Here is a 16,982-nt window from a genome sequence, read left to right as displayed (position 1 = left end):
AATCGATCGCCAACAAATACAATAATAGGCCGTTCAACGATGAGTATTAAAGCCACCTCTATTGACATCGCATACCGTGCTGGGGTTTCTCAGTCTACGGTATCGCGTGCGTTGCGCAATAGCCCTCTGGTTAATGAAGAAACTAAACAAAAAATCCACGCTATAGCCAAAGAGCTCAATTATAAAGTGGATAAAAATGCCAGTAATTTGAGAACTCAAAGTTCATTAACTTTGGCACTTTTGTTGTGCGAAGATCCCACCAATGACGACTCGCATATTAACCCTTTCTTTTTAACGATGTTGGGTTCTATTACCCGTGCAACTGCACGTCAAGGGTATGACCTATTAGTTTCTTTTCAACAGCTTAGCTCTGACTGGCATGCTGATTATGAAGACAGTAATAAAGCCGATGGCATCATATTACTCGGTTATGGTGACTTTAAAGATTACCAAGAGAAACTGGCTAAACTGATTGAGCAGCATACTCACTTTGTTATTTGGGGGCCGGAGCAACATAGTGATGGTCGTTTGAGTGTGGGTTGTGATAATCAGCAAGGAGGTTTCATTGCGACACAACATTTACTGCAACTTGGTGCAAAGGATATCGCATTTTTAGGCGATGCCAGTGAGCATAGCCCAGAGTTTAAGTCTCGTTATTTAGGATACAGCCAGGCACTAAGTGCCAAAAAGCTACCCGTTAATCGCGCTCTACAGTACAGCGCCATTAGCACGGAATCTTCAGGCTATGACGCTGCCATGGCATTAATCAACGCCAAACAGCAGTTTGATTCAATCTTTTGCGCTAGCGACCTCATTGCCATTGGTGCAATACGCGCCCTTAAAGAGCAGGGGATTAACGTTCCAGAGCAAGTTAAAGTGGTCGGTTATGATGATTTACCGGTGGCAAGTTTTGCGAATCCCCCTTTAACCACGGTCAAGCAAGACACTAAATTGGCTGGTGAGATTTTGGTTGAGTGTTTACTTAAGCAAATTCGCGGTGAGCCAGTAGATAGCCAATTAATTAAAACTAGCCTAGTGGTCCGCGGATCTGCCTAGTCGGTGAGCTTATATCTATCGGTTACTGAACAATTGCTTAAGTTTAGCCTTTGGCGTTTATGCTATCTGCTGCATTAGCTTAAAGTCAGGTTGAGTGACTTGATAGTGTTGTTGTAATTTTTGCACTAACTTTAGCCATAGTCTGGCGGTCATCTCTGCATCATCTAACGCGCGGTGAAACACGCCATCGCTTTCAATATCCAAATACTCGACAAGTTCACCTAAACTATGTTTTGGCGCCGTTTGCACCAATCGTCTTGCAATAAGCATAGAGCGGGTGATCTGATTGTGCGGCGTTCGATCAATTGCAGCCAGCTCATGTTGTAAAAACCGCCAATCAAAACTGGCATTGTGCGCAACCAAATTATAGTTTTGTATGAAGTCTGCAAATTGTTGCATTACTTCGCTGCATGGTGGCGCAGACGCTAACATGTGGTTGTCGATACCTGTGTAGTCAGCAATAAACCGACTAACAGCGAAACCTGGGTTCATCAGCGCTTGGAATCGGTCAACAACTACACCGCTTTGCAATAAAACCGCACCAATTTCTATCGCACGATCACCTTGCGCTGGTGAAAGCCCGGTGGTTTCAAAATCAAACACCACGACCGAGTCTGCTGGAGCGTACAGTGACAAAATATGTTCCTTAAGGTTTTATACCAATCAGTATAAGAATTTGATCAACTCAGCGCGCTTTTGGCAAACTAGTTCAAGGCGAATAACTGAAACAATGGTTGCTCCCTTGTGAGATTATTCAACGCAGAAGTAGGCAGCCTAAAACGCGCCAGAATGGCGATTTTTAGCGGTTCTGATGCTGTGTTAACGAGTTTAACCGTAGAACAACTATGCTCTTCACTCGTTGCCTTGCCTCAGAAGCGCTAAACTCTCGCTGAGTGACTAAATGTTTATACTGATTGGTATTATGCTTTGGCAGATACAAAAAAGCCGCGATAAAAATCGCGGCTTTTATCAAAGATTAAGCAGCTAAATTACTTCTTAGCTTCTCTTTCTTTAACTTCAGCGATAACTTTTTCAGCAACACTGTTTGGACATGGGCTGTAGTGTGAGAACTCCATAGAGAACTGACCACGACCAGATGTCATAGTACGTAGAGAACCGATGTAACCGAACATTTCTGAAAGAGGTACATCACCCTTAATACGTACGCCAGTTACGCCAGCTTGTTGGTCTTTGATCATACCACGACGACGGTTAAGGTCACCAATTACGTCACCAACGTTGTCTTCTGGGCTGAATACGTCAACTTTCATCACAGGCTCAAGAAGTTGAGCACCTGCTTTTGGCATAGATTGACGGAACGCACCTTTAGCTGCGATTTCGAACGCGATAGCTGACGAGTCAACTGCGTGGAAAGCACCATCGGTAAGTTCTAGTTCAACGTCAAGTACTGGGAAGCCAGCAACAGTACCAGTTTCCATCATAGATGCGAAACCTTTCTCAACAGCAGGCCAGAATTCCTTAGGTACGTTACCACCAACAACTGAAGAGCTGAAAGTGAAACCAGAGTTTTGCTCACCTGGACGGATAACATAGTCGATCTTACCGAACTGACCAGAACCACCAGATTGTTTCTTATGCGTGTAGCTATCTTCAATAACTTGAGTGATAGTTTCACGGTAAGCAACTTGAGGCTCACCAACAACCAGGTCAACACCGTATGTACGCTTAAGGATATCAACCTTAATGTCTAAGTGAAGCTCACCCATACCTTTAAGGATGGTTTCACCTGAATCTTCATCAGTTTCAACGCGGAAAGATGGATCTTCAGCAATCATCTTACCGATAGCGATACCCATTTTCTCGCTTCCGCCTTTATCTTTTGGCGCTACAGCGATAGAGATTACTGGCTCTGGGAATACCATTGCTTCAAGAGTACAAGGGTGCTTAACATCACATAGAGTGTGACCAGTTTGCACGTTCTTCATACCAACAATCGCGATGATGTCACCAGCTTGAGCAGAATCTAGTTCGTTACGCTCATCAGCTTGCATCTCAACCATACGACCAACACGCTCAGTTTTACCTGTAGCAGAGTTAAGGATGGTGTCACCTTTCTTGATCTTACCTGAGTAGATACGTACGAAAGTTAGGGCACCAAAACGGTCATCCATGATCTTGAACGCTAACGCTTTGAATGGCTCTTCAGTATCAACAAGAGCGTGTTCGCCAGTTTCGTTACCTTCTTCATCAGTTAGAGGTTGTGGATCAACTTCAACTGGGTTTGGTAGGTAATCAACAACAGCGTCAAGAAGCAACTGCATACCTTTGTTCTTGAAAGCAGAACCACAGTATGTAGGGAAGAAGTGCATAGTACGAGTACCAGCACGGATACAACGCTTAACGTCTTCCATAGATGGCTCTTCGCCTTCCATGTAAGCTTCCATTAGATCGTCGTCCATCTCAACAGCAGACTCGATAAGTTGCTCACGGTATTCTTCAACCATGTCAACCATGTCAGCTGGAACGTCTTCAATCTTGTAGTTTTCAGCTTGTCCAGTTTCGTCCCATACCCATGCTTTACGAGTTAGTAGGTCAACAACACCTTTGAACTCGTCTTCGATACCGATAGGTAGAACCATAACTAGAGGGTTAGCAGCTAGTACATCTTTAGTTTGCTTAACTACGCGTAAGAAGTCAGCACCCATACGGTCTAACTTGTTTACGAAGATGATACGAGCAACTTCTGATTCGTTAGCATAACGCCAGTTGGTTTCTGATTGTGGCTCAACACCACCAGAACCACAGAATACACCAACACCGCCGTCTAGTACTTTAAGAGAACGATAAACTTCAACGGTGAAGTCAACGTGACCAGGGGTGTCAATTACGTTAAAGCGGTGGTCGTTCCAAAAACAACTAACAGCAGCAGACTGAATGGTAATACCACGCTCAGCTTCCTGTTCCATGAAGTCAGTTGTTGATTCGCCATCATGAACTTCACCGATCTTATGGATCTTACCGGTAAGCTTAAGGATACGCTCAGTTGTAGTAGTCTTACCCGCGTCAACGTGAGCAAAGATACCAATGTTTCTGTACTTTGATAAATCAGTCATTTTTCTACTCTGTTTGAGTTACGTTCTAAAATTCGGGGGGGAAGTATATCAATACTTTCACGATATTTTTATAGATTTTTGTGAATTTTGCTTAAATAACCTTAAAACCACATAAATTCGTGGCGAATACTCACATTGATATTGCAGAAAAACCTAATGTTTATCAGCGTTTTCAGCCGATTAACCTTAAAGCGTAACCAAAGATTAATTGCTTATATCATTTTGCTAATTGTGAGCCAGTTAACGGCACAATTTACTTATTTACAACCAAAGCATGAAGAAAAGCGGATGTTTAGTCCGCTAAAGAGGGGTTGAGGCGCCACTCCCTTAGCGAGAGTCAAACTGCACTGATTTTAAAATCCGTTATAAATATGTACGAATACGTAGGTAGAAAACAGTAGATTTTCAGGCTGTTAGTGTTACCTTGGTGGTTACATTGTTGTGATTAAAGTAACGTGAATAAGTGGTATTTATGCTAGGACGCTGTCAATTATTTGTGAGGCCTACATTGATTTGCCTTGGGCTAAATGCTTGTCTGTCTCCCCAGCTTGTAGCCCAAGAATTGGAGCCTCGAAGCTATACAAATCTGCCAACGGGCCAGCACTTTCTGGCAGCGGGTTATGCCAACTCATCAGGAGAGGTGTCGCCGTCGCCAAGCTCACCTGTGGAAGATGCCAAACTCGACATAGATGCTTATATATTGGGTTATGCCACTACTTTTGGGTTGTTAGGCAGTAGTGCCAAGTTTGATACCGCAATCAGTCGAACCTGTTTTAGCGGCAGTGCAAGGCTTAACGGCGACCAAGTCAGTGTTGATCGCTGTGGTTATACTGACCCAACAGTGCGACTTACTTGGAACTTCTACGGGGCGCCAGCAATGGATATTGCATCCTACGCTAAGTGGCAGCAGGGGGTTGTGGTTGGTACCAGTCTGCAAGTTACGGCACCGACTGGGAGTTATCAAGCAGATAAACTGCTCAATAGTGGTGCCAATAGGTGGGTATATCGACCCGGCATTGGCATGTCGCATCAATTGGGTAGCTGGTACTATGACTTGATTGCTTCAGTGCGTTTTTATAGCGATAACAATGAGTATTTAGGCAGCGGTCAACTGTCGCAGCAGCCCCAGGTTAATTTACAAGGCCACCTGATATATTATTTTAATCGCGGCCATTGGCTGTCACTAAACGGTAATTTTTTCTTTGGTGGTGAAACAGAGAAAAACGGTGTTGCTTCTAATGATGATCAAGAAAACTCACGGTTTGGCTTGACCTATTCATTCGCTTTATCGAGGCAACAAAGTATCAAGCTGAGTTTCAGCACCGGCGTGCTGACACGCTATGGTAATGACTTTGATACCTTCGGCTTAATGTGGCAATACCGTTTATAATCAAAAACGCCACGATCACATGTGGTCGTGGCGTTAACTTACCGAATTAAGGATTCAGGGGGTTAGCGTTTTACGGGTTGAGTTTCTCAGTGACATTAGGATAGTAGTCCCACACTTTCTCGTCACTGATAGAGCGCAGTAGTTTGACGTATTCGGCATGGGTCCACGCAAGTGGCGTAGCGGAGTTGGTTCCTTGGCCCTTGTGATATTTATATCGAGTTGGATTTCCCACACCATCCCAAACTTGCTCAGGCAACATTAATCCTTCGTTGGCAAATATTTCCATGCCTTTAACATAGGTGTTAATTAAGTCCTGCTTAGTTTCTGAGGTAAGTTGCTTAGTTTGAGTGAGCTTTGCTAATTCATAGTGACCACGCTCACCAGTGAAAAACGGCCAGACTCTACCGCGTTGTCCTGGCGTATTCGCGCCACTTTCAGCGTAGCTGCCGCCTGTTTGCTCATCTTCACCGTAACCATCATTGCCATAGCGACGATAACCTGGAGTTTGTTGACCATCACCGGCATCAAAGAGGTATTTTACCCTTAGGTTCTCTGCTAAAGCGGTATTGTCTACCAGCTTAATGCTGTCAACGATGGTTTTATCATTGGCTGGCTTAACCCCGTAACGGACTAACTCCAAAAATCCAGCATCTAAGATCAGTCGCTGATCAAGGCCTTTACGGCCATTATTATCACCGAGTTTATCGGTGTTATTTGGATTGCCGTTAGGAGACAGCCTGACGTAGTAAGGCTGGGTTTGATCATTTTGCAGTGACAGTAATCCGTTTTCAGTGACTACTAAAGCAGTCAGTTTATGCTCCATTGCAATCGCGGTATCAAGATAACGTTTAGCGCTTTGCTCATCGCCACTGTGCTTGGCGATATCACTGGCACTGATTAACCCTGCTATAACGGCTGCTGCTGTTGAAGGTGAGTAACCTGCTTGCTCTTCCCAGCGCTCTTGTTGTGTTTTTAGCGGCGTAATGTGGGTGTTGTTCCAATCCAATTTCACCTTACCACCGGTAACGAGAAAGTCAGCCGCACTTTTTAGCATCACACTGTACCAGTGGTTTATTTCACTGTCCGATAGCACGCCAGCTTGCCACAACTGCCAGCCTAGCATCAGGGGCATAGCCGTTTGATCTAACTGAACGCCAACCCATTCGATTTGACCGTCAACATGAGTTTTCTGTAAAAACCAACCCGGTACACCTTCGTAGCCCGGTGTTTGGGCTGTCACTTGTACTTTTTGTAGGTATTCAAACGCGACCTTAGGCGTTTGGTGGTCTCCCATGGCCAAAAATGCCATTGCACATTGATAAAAATCCCGCGGCCAGACAGCTTTGTAGCCAGTACTGCCAACTTTAGCTGACACGGTGTCACCCCATGGGTTAGATAGCGAAGCGATAAGTGCACCAGGATGGGTTTTATCCTCCTGTGCCTTGAGTACTAATGCACTGGCATACAAGAGCTGGCCATCATCTGTGGTACTTTTTATCATCGCGGGCAGGGCATCTAGGCTATAAAGATAGTCTTGCCAACCCACAGCCTCGTCGATGCCATTGTAATTGGCGAGCACCTGCTGATAGCCCTGGGTTAATGTGCGCTGCGCATGCTGCAGGCTCTGTTGTTTATCGTCGCCAAAGCCAACAACAATAGTGGCTTCTAGGGTGTTTGATTGCCCCGGATTCACATTAATGGTAGGCAGTTGCGCCGTCATGGCTACATTTCCACCAAGCTGGTCTGTTACCTGCGCAGTGGTGGTATACTGCCAATTAAACTCACCGTTATTTTGTAAATCAGTGAGGCCATCGGATTGGCCGACAAAGCCGACACTGGCCTGCGCAAATGCTTGGTCACTGATAACAGAGACTACGCTACTAGAAGATTGATCTGTGTAGGCGATTAAACTTTGACCGTCTTCACTTACCCGTGCGATATCGTTACTGCCACTATTGTCCACATGGGGGTTCACGTAAAGGTAGGGGGTAATGCCGGCTTCATGTGCGGTAAAAAATACCTTCATCATTAATGATTGACTATTGGGGTCAGTAAAGATGTGTTTTTCTATTTCGTACTTACCTTGTTTATCTTTGTTGACCACCTTGTAGGCCAGCGATAACGGGCGGCCACTGTCGTCTTTATGCAAGTAATCAATGCTAGAGATGGTGTCCGCTTGCTCGGTGTCGGTAAAGCCATCGCCGCAAATGATGAACTGCATCTCTTTTAACTGAGCATTGTGGATAAGACCGTACATGGTTTCAGTGACAATGCCTTGAGCAAGTGAGAACCAGACTTTGCTAACCTGCTCCGACTCACCATTTTGGTAGGGAGTGTAGGATGTGCCTATGCCTGTTTTGCCAGAAAATGCCCACACAGGCTCTATTCCTGGTGCACCGGGGGCAACCATTTGACTATGTACATCATTGGGCTGTTGCTCGTTAGGAGCACATGCACTTAATGCCAATGTGCAGCTTAATGCCACTGCGATCCTACTTGCTGAAAATAGAGGTCTGCGAGCCATATGGTTATCCCTTACATTTATTCATTTGTTTTGATTTAAGGTGTGAGTTATTTTTCTGCTTGAGGCGGAGAAACAAACAATACGCTAATACCCGCAAGCATCATGAGCGAGCCACCCAGGACTAAAGCAAAAATCGGCTGCCCATCAAAAACATGATTGACAATTAGCCCTAGCACGCTGGCCGCCAATAGTTGCGGAATGACAATGAAAAAGTTAAAGATGCCCATATAGATCCCCATTTGCTTCGCGGGTAAGGCATTGGCAAGTAGCGCATAGGGGATAGATAAAATAGATGCCCAGGCAATACCCACGCCAATCATAGGTAGCCAAAGTAAACTAGGATCCTTTATAAAATAGAAACTCATCAGACCTATCCCGCCACAAAATAGGTTAATTAAATGCGACCACTTAAGCCCTACCGACATAGCTAACAACGGAATGATCACGGCGGCGAGGGCTGCAAAACCATTATATGACGCGAACAATATGCCCACCCAGTCTGCGCCATCATTGTAGGCTTGTGACAGCACATCATCAGTGCCGTAGTGATATGAAGTGACCGCAGAGGTGGTATATATCCACATTGAAAATAAAGCGAACCAGGAGAAAAATTGTACCCAGGCCAATTGCTTCATCGCTTTAGGCATGGCAAATAGGGCATCGGTGATCGCAAAAGCCATACTGGGTGTGGTTTTACCCTGCTTAAGATAATGGCTGCAAAACCATTGTAGCGGCCCAAAGGCGAAGATACCTGCGGATAGTAGGTATAACTGCTTATCTAAATCAGCAGCATAAATGATCAGGGTGAATATTAACCCAACACCGCTCCACAGCATTGCGCCTTGATGGTATTGCGTGGCAGTGCGCTGGCTTCTCACTGCAGTGCTATTGTGCTGGTTGTCATGTTCCTCGAACGCAGCTAACTGCTCTGGGCTGTATTCTCGTGAACTAATAATGGCCCAAAACACCGCGGCAAATAATACTACACCGCCAAAATAGAATGCATAACGAACGGCATCGGATATCTCACCAGCAGGGGCAGTATTACTGACTTGGAAGTAGTTGGTTAAGATGTACGGCAGTGCAGAGGCGATAACTGCGCCGATACCAATAAAGAAACTTTGCATCGCATAACCCAGTGGTCGTTGCCGCTTGGGTAGGTTATCTCCGACAAATGCGCGAAACGGCTCCATGGCGATATTAATTGATGCATCCATTATCCATAACATACCTGCGGCTACCCATAAAACGGGGGAGTGCGGCATGATGAACAAGGCTAATGTGGTGCAGACAGCGCCAATTAGAAAATAAGGGCGACGACGGCCTAAACGAGTCCAGGTTTTGTCACTCATATAACCGATAATAGGTTGCACGAGCAGGCCTGTTAGTGGCGCGGCAATCCACAGGATGGGGATCTCGTCTATCGATGCACCTAAGGTCTGAAAAATGCGGCTAACATTGGCATTTTGAAGGGCAAAACCAAACTGAATACCCAAAAAGCCAAAGCACATATTAAATATTTGCCAAAAACTCAGTAATGGTTTGCTGTTAGATGTTGGTTTCGACATAGCCTGTTCTCTTATTGTTATTATGACACTATGCCATAGACGCTGATGTGCGGATGTTGTGCCGATAATTGCCCTAAAAAAACAGCGAATACACGTGTCCCTCACACGGTATTCGCCCAAATGTACTGTCTAGCTCAAGTAATAGACAAGATGTACATCAATAAGACCTCAATCGACAGCTAGCTTACTTATAAGTGTTCACTCAATGTTCACTTGCTGAAGAACTTGCGACAATCTCATTCGCTACAGTCAGTTCCTATGACTTAACGCGATAAAGCACAGGTTCATGTTAACCTTGAGCGGTTTTTTTTAACAACTCCATGCATACGTATTCATATTACTTTGGTAACCTTTACGTATCTTAATGTTAACTTTGGCCACTATAGAAAAATGATGAATAGCTTAAAAAAGTCGTTACTGGTAATTAGCCTTATGTCGCTGTGTGGCTGCAATATTGCCAGCCATGGATCGTTTATTGCGAGCTCTAATATGGATAGTAGTCACGAAACGTCACTGACAACATTCGGTGAAGTCACGGGTGAGAGTTGTCAAACGTCGATACTGTATCTATTGCCTAGCGGTGAGCAAGTCGCTACAAAAGAAGCGATATCAAACGCATTTGCACAAATTCCTAATACCATTCAATTGGCAAATATTAGCATTGATGATCAACTCAAGATTGGCGTGGGATATTCGGTACAATGCATCGTGGTTTCGGCTACTGCATTAGGCTACCCCCAAACTGCAGGGGAGTAGCCTTAAGGTTTAGCACTAAGATTAACAGTCGGTTTAGAATGCGCCGGCTGGCCCTGGAAACACCACTGGGCTGGTATTACTGTTGCTGCCCACTGCCGCGACACCAAAGATGTAATTATCGATCACTAGATTGTGAAGTGCAAAACTGTCTACTTTGCCGACATAACGACTGTGGGTCCATTGTGGCTCAGTTGTTTTACGCCAATACACTCGATAACCCGCTACTTGGGCATTCTCTTCAAGCTGCCATGTTAACGTTGTACTGGGTGAAACTTTACCGGCAATCGTTACCTGTTTAGGTGGTGCAGGGGCCCAAGCCATTGACGCTAGGCTAATGGCATTGAGTGCAGTCAGTTTAGCGGTAAACGGTCCGTCAACACCTGCAATGACATCGCCATATACAATGCCATTTTCAACCCTAAGATCTTGGTGTTGTCGATGGTAATGCTCGTTGGTTTCCATGATACGCACTGCGGGCAGGCCAGCTTGGTTAAATGGCAGGTGGTGTCCACCACGACCGAAGCGATCGAGTCGATAAACCATCTCTACATCAAGATTGACCATATATTGATCTGCTAAGCCTTTAATATGGCGCGCCAAATTACGTGATGCAGAATCATTTTCACCGCCTTCAAAATAGCGCTTTTTAGCTTCTTCTTCTGTTTCGGTATAGCGGACTCCCTCGGAAAACACTCTTACCGTATGGTTACTGACTACGCCGTTAATGCCGGCAATATTGCCTATCATGTCGTTATTAAGAACGGCTTGTACGTGCCAGTTTTGCGATTTGGCATAGTCTGCAAGTATCTTTCCGCCATAAAGGCCTTGCTCTTCGCCACTTAGCGCTGCATAAACAATTGAACCAGAGAATTGATATTGAGAAAGCACACGTGCAGCTTCTAGTGCCCCTGCAACGCCAGTGGCATTATCATTGGCACCAGGCGATATGCTAGTTGCGTCCATGACATCGGTAACCCGAGAGTCGATATCACCACTCATGATCACCATACGATTGGGGTTGGCACTGCCACGCTGGATCGCAATGATATTAACAACATTGGTATCTTGGGGAATACGTTTACCAGACACGGTTTGCCCCACTTCTATTACCTCCAAGCACTGGCCACATTGCGAAGAGATACGCTCAAATTCCGCTTTAATCCAGTTTCTTGCTGCGCCTATGCCTTGAGTAGGATGATCTTGGCTAGACAAAGTGTGTCGGGTACCGAAGTCCACTAACGTTTGCACGTCACCCATAATCCGCTCAGCTTGTGTTGCTTGAGCGATATCATATAAACGTAGATCTTCAGCTGAAGGGGCTTGATAAGCGCTAGTGTTGGCGAACGATAAGCTGCTAATGCAGCATAAACTGACGCTAAGTAGAGATTTTTTAACGGCCTGATTCATAATGCCTCTTTGTTGTAATTATTTGTTGTTAATGAGCAATCGCCATTAACGTTACCAAAAAGTATTCAAAATGCACCAGATTTTGCTAATCAAAAACGTTAAGAAATGTTGCACAGTGTATAGCGATGCAAAAGTAATTTTTGGCGCTAACGTTATTGGGAAAAGGGGGGATTTAGGTAAGTGAAGTCAGTGGCTAAGCGGGAGAGTAGGCTAAGCGCATTAATGGCGCGAGTCATCAGAAACTCGCGTCGAATGCTTTAAAAGAATAAGTCTAAAACTGTCCGACTTAAATTGAACGGTAATTATAACGCTTTAAAACGAATGGCCGCGCCACCGCTGGTAGCAAGGGGCAGTTCAATCTTGTCTGCGTTAGTGACATTCTTAGTTTTGATAATATAGTCATAAGGATTGCTCTGCCAATTGGCATCAGGTCCATCACGGTAGATTTGCGCTTGATAATGGGTATTTTTATCAAGAAAGTCTAAGGCAATGGTTAGCGTACGTTTTGAGTCATCGGTAATCGCACCAACATACCAATCCTTTCCATGACTGGCGCCGCCACGCTCTTGTCTGGCAAATACCACATATTCGCCCACTTCACCTTGCAGCGCGATACTGGTTGTCCAATCGGTAGGGACATCTTTAATAAACTGAAATGCATCTGGGTACTTAGCATAGTTTTTAGGCAGATCAGCGGCCATTTGGATTGGGCTATATAACACCACATATAACGCCAATTGCTTCATTAAGGTGGTTTGTACTCTGTTAACTGCATCTAATCCTTCAGGTGCTAAATCAAAAATACCCGGAGTAAAATCCATCGGGCCAGCTAACATGCGTGTATAAGCAAGGGTTGGCGTATGGCTCGGATTGTTTGGCGGCGTGCCCCAAGCATTAAACTCTTGGCCCCGTGCACCTTCACGGCTTATCCAATTGGGGTAGGTACGTCTTAGCCCGGTGTCTTTGATGGGCTCATGAGTATTAATACTGATTTTACGTTTGGCAGCTTGCTCGATGCTATGCAGGTACTCATTGACCATAAATTGGCCATCATGCCATTCATGTCGAACGATACCGCTTTTATCAACCCGCTTAATATCACCGCCATCGGCCACATATCCGGTTTTAATTTGGGTGACGCCATGTTTTTCATAAAGATCGTAGGCATCATCCATTTGTTTGCGGTAATTAGTGACCGAGCCAGAGGTTTCATGGTGACCGATCAGCCTAACACCGAGCTGCTTGCCATAATCGGCAACCGCTTTAATATCGAAATCAGCATAAGATTGGCTGAAACTAAACACATCACCGTTATGGAACCAACTGCCATCCCAGCCGAGGTTCCACCCTTCGACTAACACGCCAATAAAACCACTGGCAGCGGCAAAGTCCATGTAGCGTTTCGTTTCGCTGGTTGTGGCGCCATGCTTGTTACCCGAACCCCAAGTATTCTCGCCAATATGCATTCCCCACCAAATGCCTGCATATTTGCCCGGCTCTACCCAAGAAACATCACCTAGTTTGTTGGGCTCGTTAAGATTAAGGATTAATGACGAGTTAAGTAAGCCTTTTGCATCTGGCGCTATTTGTATCGTACGCCACGGACTAGAAAAGCCAGCGTGAGTTTTTACTTTTATTCCATCCGACCAAGGGGTGAGGTCAGCACGTAGCACACCGCTGCGGCGTTGATCTAATGTCATAGCGGCATAATCGGTAAGTGCAGCTTCATGTATGCTCAAATGTATGCCGTTGTTTAATTTAAGCGTAAACGGCGTATGCACTCTATCTATGTCACTTACTTGTGTTTTTTTATAGAGGTATTCATAGCGATTCCAACCACGAGCAGGTATCCACCAAGCTTGAGCAGCTTCTGGTTGAGGAATAGTAAATGTTGTTAGCTCTTGGGTAATATTGAGCTCGCTAAGCTGTGCTTGCTTAGGGAAGTGATACCGAAAGCCTATGCCATCGTTAAATGCACGAAATTCAATATTGTATTGATATGTACCATTAGAGAAGGTGGTGGTTAAACTGTGGTGATGGTCTAACATCCATTGTTTTTCTCCCCAAGGTTGCTCCCAAGTAGATTTGTGAGTACTTGTCTTACTATCAACAAGTTTAAATCCAGCTTGCAGTTCCCCTAATGTTTGAAAAGCTAATCCCAAAGCAGACGCATCTATAACAGACTTTCCTTGATAATAAACTTGATATTCAGGCTTTAGATTGTCGTCACGTACCGTAATGCTAATGTGTTTGTCAGGCGAGGTTATTTCTATGTTAGCCGCTATGGATGATAGTGGGCATAGCGCTAGCAAAAGAGCACAGGGTATGGGGGCTAGCTGTCGAGTAACTTTGTGAGTGGTACAAGCCAGATCCTTGAGTAGATGAGACATTACTTATCCTTTTTATTTATCTCGTTATCTGGCTATATTAGTGACACCTATAGACTCGCCGCAACGCGTTACATACGTATTCAATGTTGTTTATTAGTGCAAGGCCTGAGTTTATTGATGGCTGGTCTATCACCACGTGATTTCGCTTAAAATTCTAAGTAAGTAGGTTTGGTCAATCTCTACTGCTGTTAAGGTCATTAGCCTGTTATAATCAGCAATATTAAAATTTCTCGCTGATGTTAAGTAATTAACTCACATTGGCGGGATTTATTGTCATCACACAGTCTGAGAATTTGCATGTCCTTTAAAAGCCTATCGCTTAACCCCGCTATTGAGACCGCCCTAGAAGAGTTAGGCTATACCGAGCCGACCCCGATTCAGCTTAAAGCTATCCCTGTAGCGACGTCTGGTAAGAATATTATTGCCGCCGCGCAAACGGGTACCGGCAAAACGGCCAGCTTCGTGCTGCCAATGTTAGACAAGTTAGCTAAAGGTGAGGCTGGGCGCAAAAAGCGGGTTAGGGGATTGATTATTACCCCAACAAGAGAGCTTGCAATACAAGTTAATGATAGCGTCAGCGCCTATGGTAAGCATTTATCAATACGCACCAGCGCTATGTATGGCGGTGTCGATCTTGCGCCGCAAAAGCAAGCGTTAATAGATGGCTTGGATATTCTGGTTGCTACGCCAGGTAGACTGCGCGATCTATACACTCAGCGTGCTATTCATTTCGATGAGATTGAGATGTTTGTGCTTGATGAAGCCGACCGTATGTTGGATATGGGCTTTATTGATGACATCACCGATATCATCGACAAACTACCAGAGCAGCGTCAAAACCTGCTGTTTTCAGCCACCTTGTCACGTAAAGTGCGCGACTTAGCAAAGTACACCGTTAGTGACGCGGTGCAGTTGTCAGTAAAACAGCAAGAAAGTGCGCCGGCTATTGAGCAATGGATGGTGACGGTTGATAAAGATAAAAAGTCAGCATTGCTCAGTCACCTGATTAAAGAGAAAACTTGGCAGAAAGCGTTAATTTTTATCGAAACTAAACATGGCGCCGCCAAGCTAGTAAGCCAACTAGAAAAGCGTGGTATTGAAGCTGAGTGTCTACACAGTGGTAAGACTCAAGCCAATAGGGAACAGATCTTAGCAGATTTTAAATCAGGCAAGATTGCCTATTTGATTTCCACCGGTGTTTCTGCGCGAGGCATCGATATTGATGAGTTACCGCTGGTGATCAACTACGATCTGCCATTTCCAGCCGATGAGTACGTACACCGCATAGGCCGTACAGGCCGAGCCGGGGCAAGTGGCGAAGCGGTGAGTTTAGTGTCAAAAGATGATTTTAAAAATCTTTGCATGATAGAAAGCCGAATTGATCATTTACTTGAAAGGCGCGTTGTCGAAGGTTTTGAACCTAAAAAAGTGGTGCCCATTTCTGTGTTGAACTTTGTGCCCAAAGCCAAGCGTGATGCCGATCGTGCGCCAATCAAAGCTAAGCGCGACCTTAAAAAACCGGCTAAATCTGCTAATTCAGCAAACAGCAAAAAACCGAATAAACGCAGAGACAGTGCTAATGCGGGTAATGCAGGTAATATCAGCCAAAGCAAAGACTCAAAAGCAGCCAATAAATCTAAACCGGCTGCAGCAGTTAATCCTTGGGCGCATCACGAAAAATCGAAAAAGTAATAGGGCTGGTATTATCCAAAAGCTAGAGCTGGTAGAAAAGCTCTAGCTTCTTTGCTATAAGCTAGCTGTTAGCTTTTTACCATTGTCTTCAAACAACCGTCTTCAAACAACCGCCTTCAAATAAAAGCTTTCAAATATCAGCCTTTAAATATCAGCTTCTAAATATTGCTTTTAAATGAGACTGATTATATTAGTGGTTACTACTCAAGTTCGGATTTAGAAGTACTTAAAATTATCTTCTTCAACTTTCTTTAAACGGCACCGACATTCGATTGTTGCTTCATTTCGCCCTTTGGTTACCTAACTCGTTTTTGCTTTTTAACTGCCTTTTCATATTAGCCGCAGGTATGGGATATTACACAAGAATTATTATTGGCTAATATTGGTTGTTTTATACAGTAGTATCGGCTTTGTAAGGTTGATCGGTAAGTTTAATGATATGAATTCACGATTTGCTATTGAGTAGTAGAATAAAGGAAAGTAAATTCAGTAAGATGAAATCTTGCAACGTCTCCTGTTTATAAGATTTATTGAGATAGTTGAGATAACAGGCAAGTAAAGCGAGCATGCACGTTTCTACCTAAAGTGTATTGATAACAGTTTTACACATTTTCTGTTGTTGATTTGTTTTTAATAGATTTTAGTGGAAAATTGAGTGTACGCTTTCTCAATGGGGCTTGGCAAAACGCGCAAGCCGTAAATTACAAATGTTATGTTTTCATCATCCAATGAGCAAGGAAGTCATATGCAAAGATATGCAGATATAGATAGAGATTCTGGAGTAATGGGATTTGATATTAATGACACGTCAATTACCGTTTTGGTAAGCCCCTAGAACAGTAGACACTTCATAGAGTTATAATGAACCAAAAATATGAGGTGTTACATGCGCGGAAAACGATATCCCGACGAATTTAAAATCGAAGCCGTTAAACAAGTTACAGAACGTGGTCACCAGATCGCCGATGTGGCAGAGAGATTAGGCGTTACTCCCAAAAGTTTGCACAACTGGATTAACAAGTTTGATAAGCCAGAAAAGCAACACGTCACCATTGATAATCAACAAGACGAAATACGTAAGCTCAAGGCGGAGTTACGTCGAGTAACCGAAGAGAGAAATATCCT

Annotated in this window: 12 protein-coding genes; 6 read left to right on the top strand and 6 right to left on the bottom strand. The window is 44.4% G+C overall.

Annotation, left to right across the window (positions count from 1 at the left end; all coding sequences use genetic code 11):
- The first annotated feature begins 39 nt into the window (after positions 1-39).
- Positions 40-1,056: a LacI family DNA-binding transcriptional regulator gene (locus L865_RS0114290; RefSeq protein ID WP_028773859.1), complete on the top strand. Its 1,017-nt coding sequence runs from the start codon at positions 40-42 to the stop codon at positions 1,054-1,056.
- 57 nt (positions 1,057-1,113) lie between these two features.
- On the opposite strand, the gene L865_RS23885 is transcribed toward L865_RS0114290, so the two are convergent.
- The gene (locus L865_RS23885) at positions 1,114-1,692 is read right to left on the bottom strand and encodes a 3'-5' exonuclease (RefSeq protein ID WP_037471246.1); all 579 of its coding nucleotides are present in this window, start codon (positions 1,690-1,692) and stop codon (positions 1,114-1,116) included.
- Between the two features lie 108 nt (positions 1,693-1,800).
- Between L865_RS23885 and L865_RS25560 the strand changes: the two genes are divergently transcribed.
- Complete coding sequence (locus L865_RS25560) at positions 1,801-1,938, top strand: hypothetical protein (RefSeq protein ID WP_157577585.1); 138 nt, start codon at positions 1,801-1,803, stop codon at positions 1,936-1,938.
- A 107-nt stretch (positions 1,939-2,045) separates the two neighbouring features.
- Here L865_RS25560 and fusA read toward each other — a convergent pair whose 3' ends face one another.
- The gene (gene fusA, locus L865_RS0114280; protein ID WP_028773858.1) at positions 2,046-4,130 is read right to left on the bottom strand and encodes an elongation factor G; all 2,085 of its coding nucleotides are present in this window, start codon (positions 4,128-4,130) and stop codon (positions 2,046-2,048) included.
- Between the two features lie 562 nt (positions 4,131-4,692).
- Here fusA and L865_RS0114270 point away from each other — a divergent pair.
- Positions 4,693-5,520, top strand: coding sequence for a transporter (locus L865_RS0114270; RefSeq protein WP_245608444.1), 828 nt, complete (start codon positions 4,693-4,695; stop codon positions 5,518-5,520).
- Between the two features lie 70 nt (positions 5,521-5,590).
- Here L865_RS0114270 and L865_RS0114265 read toward each other — a convergent pair whose 3' ends face one another.
- Positions 5,591-8,044, bottom strand: a complete 2,454-nt coding sequence (locus tag L865_RS0114265) for a glucan 1,4-alpha-glucosidase (protein WP_051484624.1) — start codon at positions 8,042-8,044, stop codon at positions 5,591-5,593.
- A gap of 47 nt (positions 8,045-8,091) precedes the next feature.
- Entirely contained in the window at positions 8,092-9,612 is a 1,521-nt protein-coding gene (locus L865_RS0114260) for an MFS transporter (protein ID WP_037471240.1), read from the bottom strand.
- 393 nt (positions 9,613-10,005) lie between these two features.
- Here L865_RS0114260 and L865_RS0114255 point away from each other — a divergent pair, with 393 nt between their 5' ends.
- Positions 10,006-10,368 carry a hypothetical protein gene (locus L865_RS0114255; RefSeq protein WP_051484623.1) on the top strand — a complete coding sequence of 121 codons (363 nt, stop codon included), beginning with the start codon at positions 10,006-10,008 and terminating at the stop codon, positions 10,366-10,368.
- Positions 10,369-10,401: 33 nt separating this feature from the next.
- Here the strand turns inward: L865_RS0114255 and L865_RS0114250 are convergent, their stop codons facing one another.
- Both L865_RS0114250 and L865_RS0114245 read right to left on the bottom strand, forming a co-directional pair.
- Complete coding sequence (locus L865_RS0114250; protein WP_028773853.1) at positions 10,402-11,775, bottom strand: M28 family peptidase; 1,374 nt, start codon at positions 11,773-11,775, stop codon at positions 10,402-10,404.
- Between the two features lie 302 nt (positions 11,776-12,077).
- The gene (locus L865_RS0114245; protein ID WP_028773852.1) at positions 12,078-14,165 is read right to left on the bottom strand and encodes a glycoside hydrolase family 97 protein; all 2,088 of its coding nucleotides are present in this window, start codon (positions 14,163-14,165) and stop codon (positions 12,078-12,080) included.
- A gap of 297 nt (positions 14,166-14,462) precedes the next feature.
- Between L865_RS0114245 and L865_RS0114240 the strand changes: the two genes are divergently transcribed.
- Both L865_RS0114240 and L865_RS0114235 read left to right on the top strand, forming a co-directional pair.
- The gene (locus L865_RS0114240) at positions 14,463-15,857 is read left to right on the top strand and encodes a DEAD/DEAH box helicase (RefSeq protein WP_028773851.1); all 1,395 of its coding nucleotides are present in this window, start codon (positions 14,463-14,465) and stop codon (positions 15,855-15,857) included.
- Positions 15,858-16,743: 886 nt separating this feature from the next.
- Positions 16,744-16,982, top strand: a 239-nt coding sequence (locus L865_RS0114235) for a transposase (RefSeq protein ID WP_028773850.1), incomplete at its 3' end; no start/stop codon positions are given.

The organism is Shewanella waksmanii ATCC BAA-643 (genome assembly GCF_000518805.1).
In the GTDB taxonomy this organism is placed as follows: Bacteria; Pseudomonadota; Gammaproteobacteria; order Enterobacterales; family Shewanellaceae; genus Shewanella; species Shewanella waksmanii.
The sequence above is the reverse complement of the archived record's forward strand: the minus strand, read 5'-3'. Positions and strand labels throughout refer to the sequence as shown.

Coding starts and splice junctions, on each gene's coding strand:
- fusA (WP_028773858.1), bottom strand. CDS start 4,130: ATGACTGATTTATCAAAGTACAGAAACATTGGTATCTTTGCTCACGTT.
- L865_RS0114255 (WP_051484623.1), top strand. CDS start 10,006: ATGAATAGCTTAAAAAAGTCGTTACTGGTAATTAGCCTTATGTCGCTG.
- L865_RS0114265 (WP_051484624.1), bottom strand. CDS start 8,044: ATGGCTCGCAGACCTCTATTTTCAGCAAGTAGGATCGCAGTGGCATTA.
- L865_RS0114240 (WP_028773851.1), top strand. CDS start 14,463: ATGTCCTTTAAAAGCCTATCGCTTAACCCCGCTATTGAGACCGCCCTA.
- L865_RS0114245 (WP_028773852.1), bottom strand. CDS start 14,165: ATGTCTCATCTACTCAAGGATCTGGCTTGTACCACTCACAAAGTTACT.
- L865_RS0114260 (WP_037471240.1), bottom strand. CDS start 9,612: ATGTCGAAACCAACATCTAACAGCAAACCATTACTGAGTTTTTGGCAA.
- L865_RS0114290 (WP_028773859.1), top strand. CDS start 40: ATGAGTATTAAAGCCACCTCTATTGACATCGCATACCGTGCTGGGGTT.
- L865_RS0114250 (WP_028773853.1), bottom strand. CDS start 11,775: ATGAATCAGGCCGTTAAAAAATCTCTACTTAGCGTCAGTTTATGCTGC.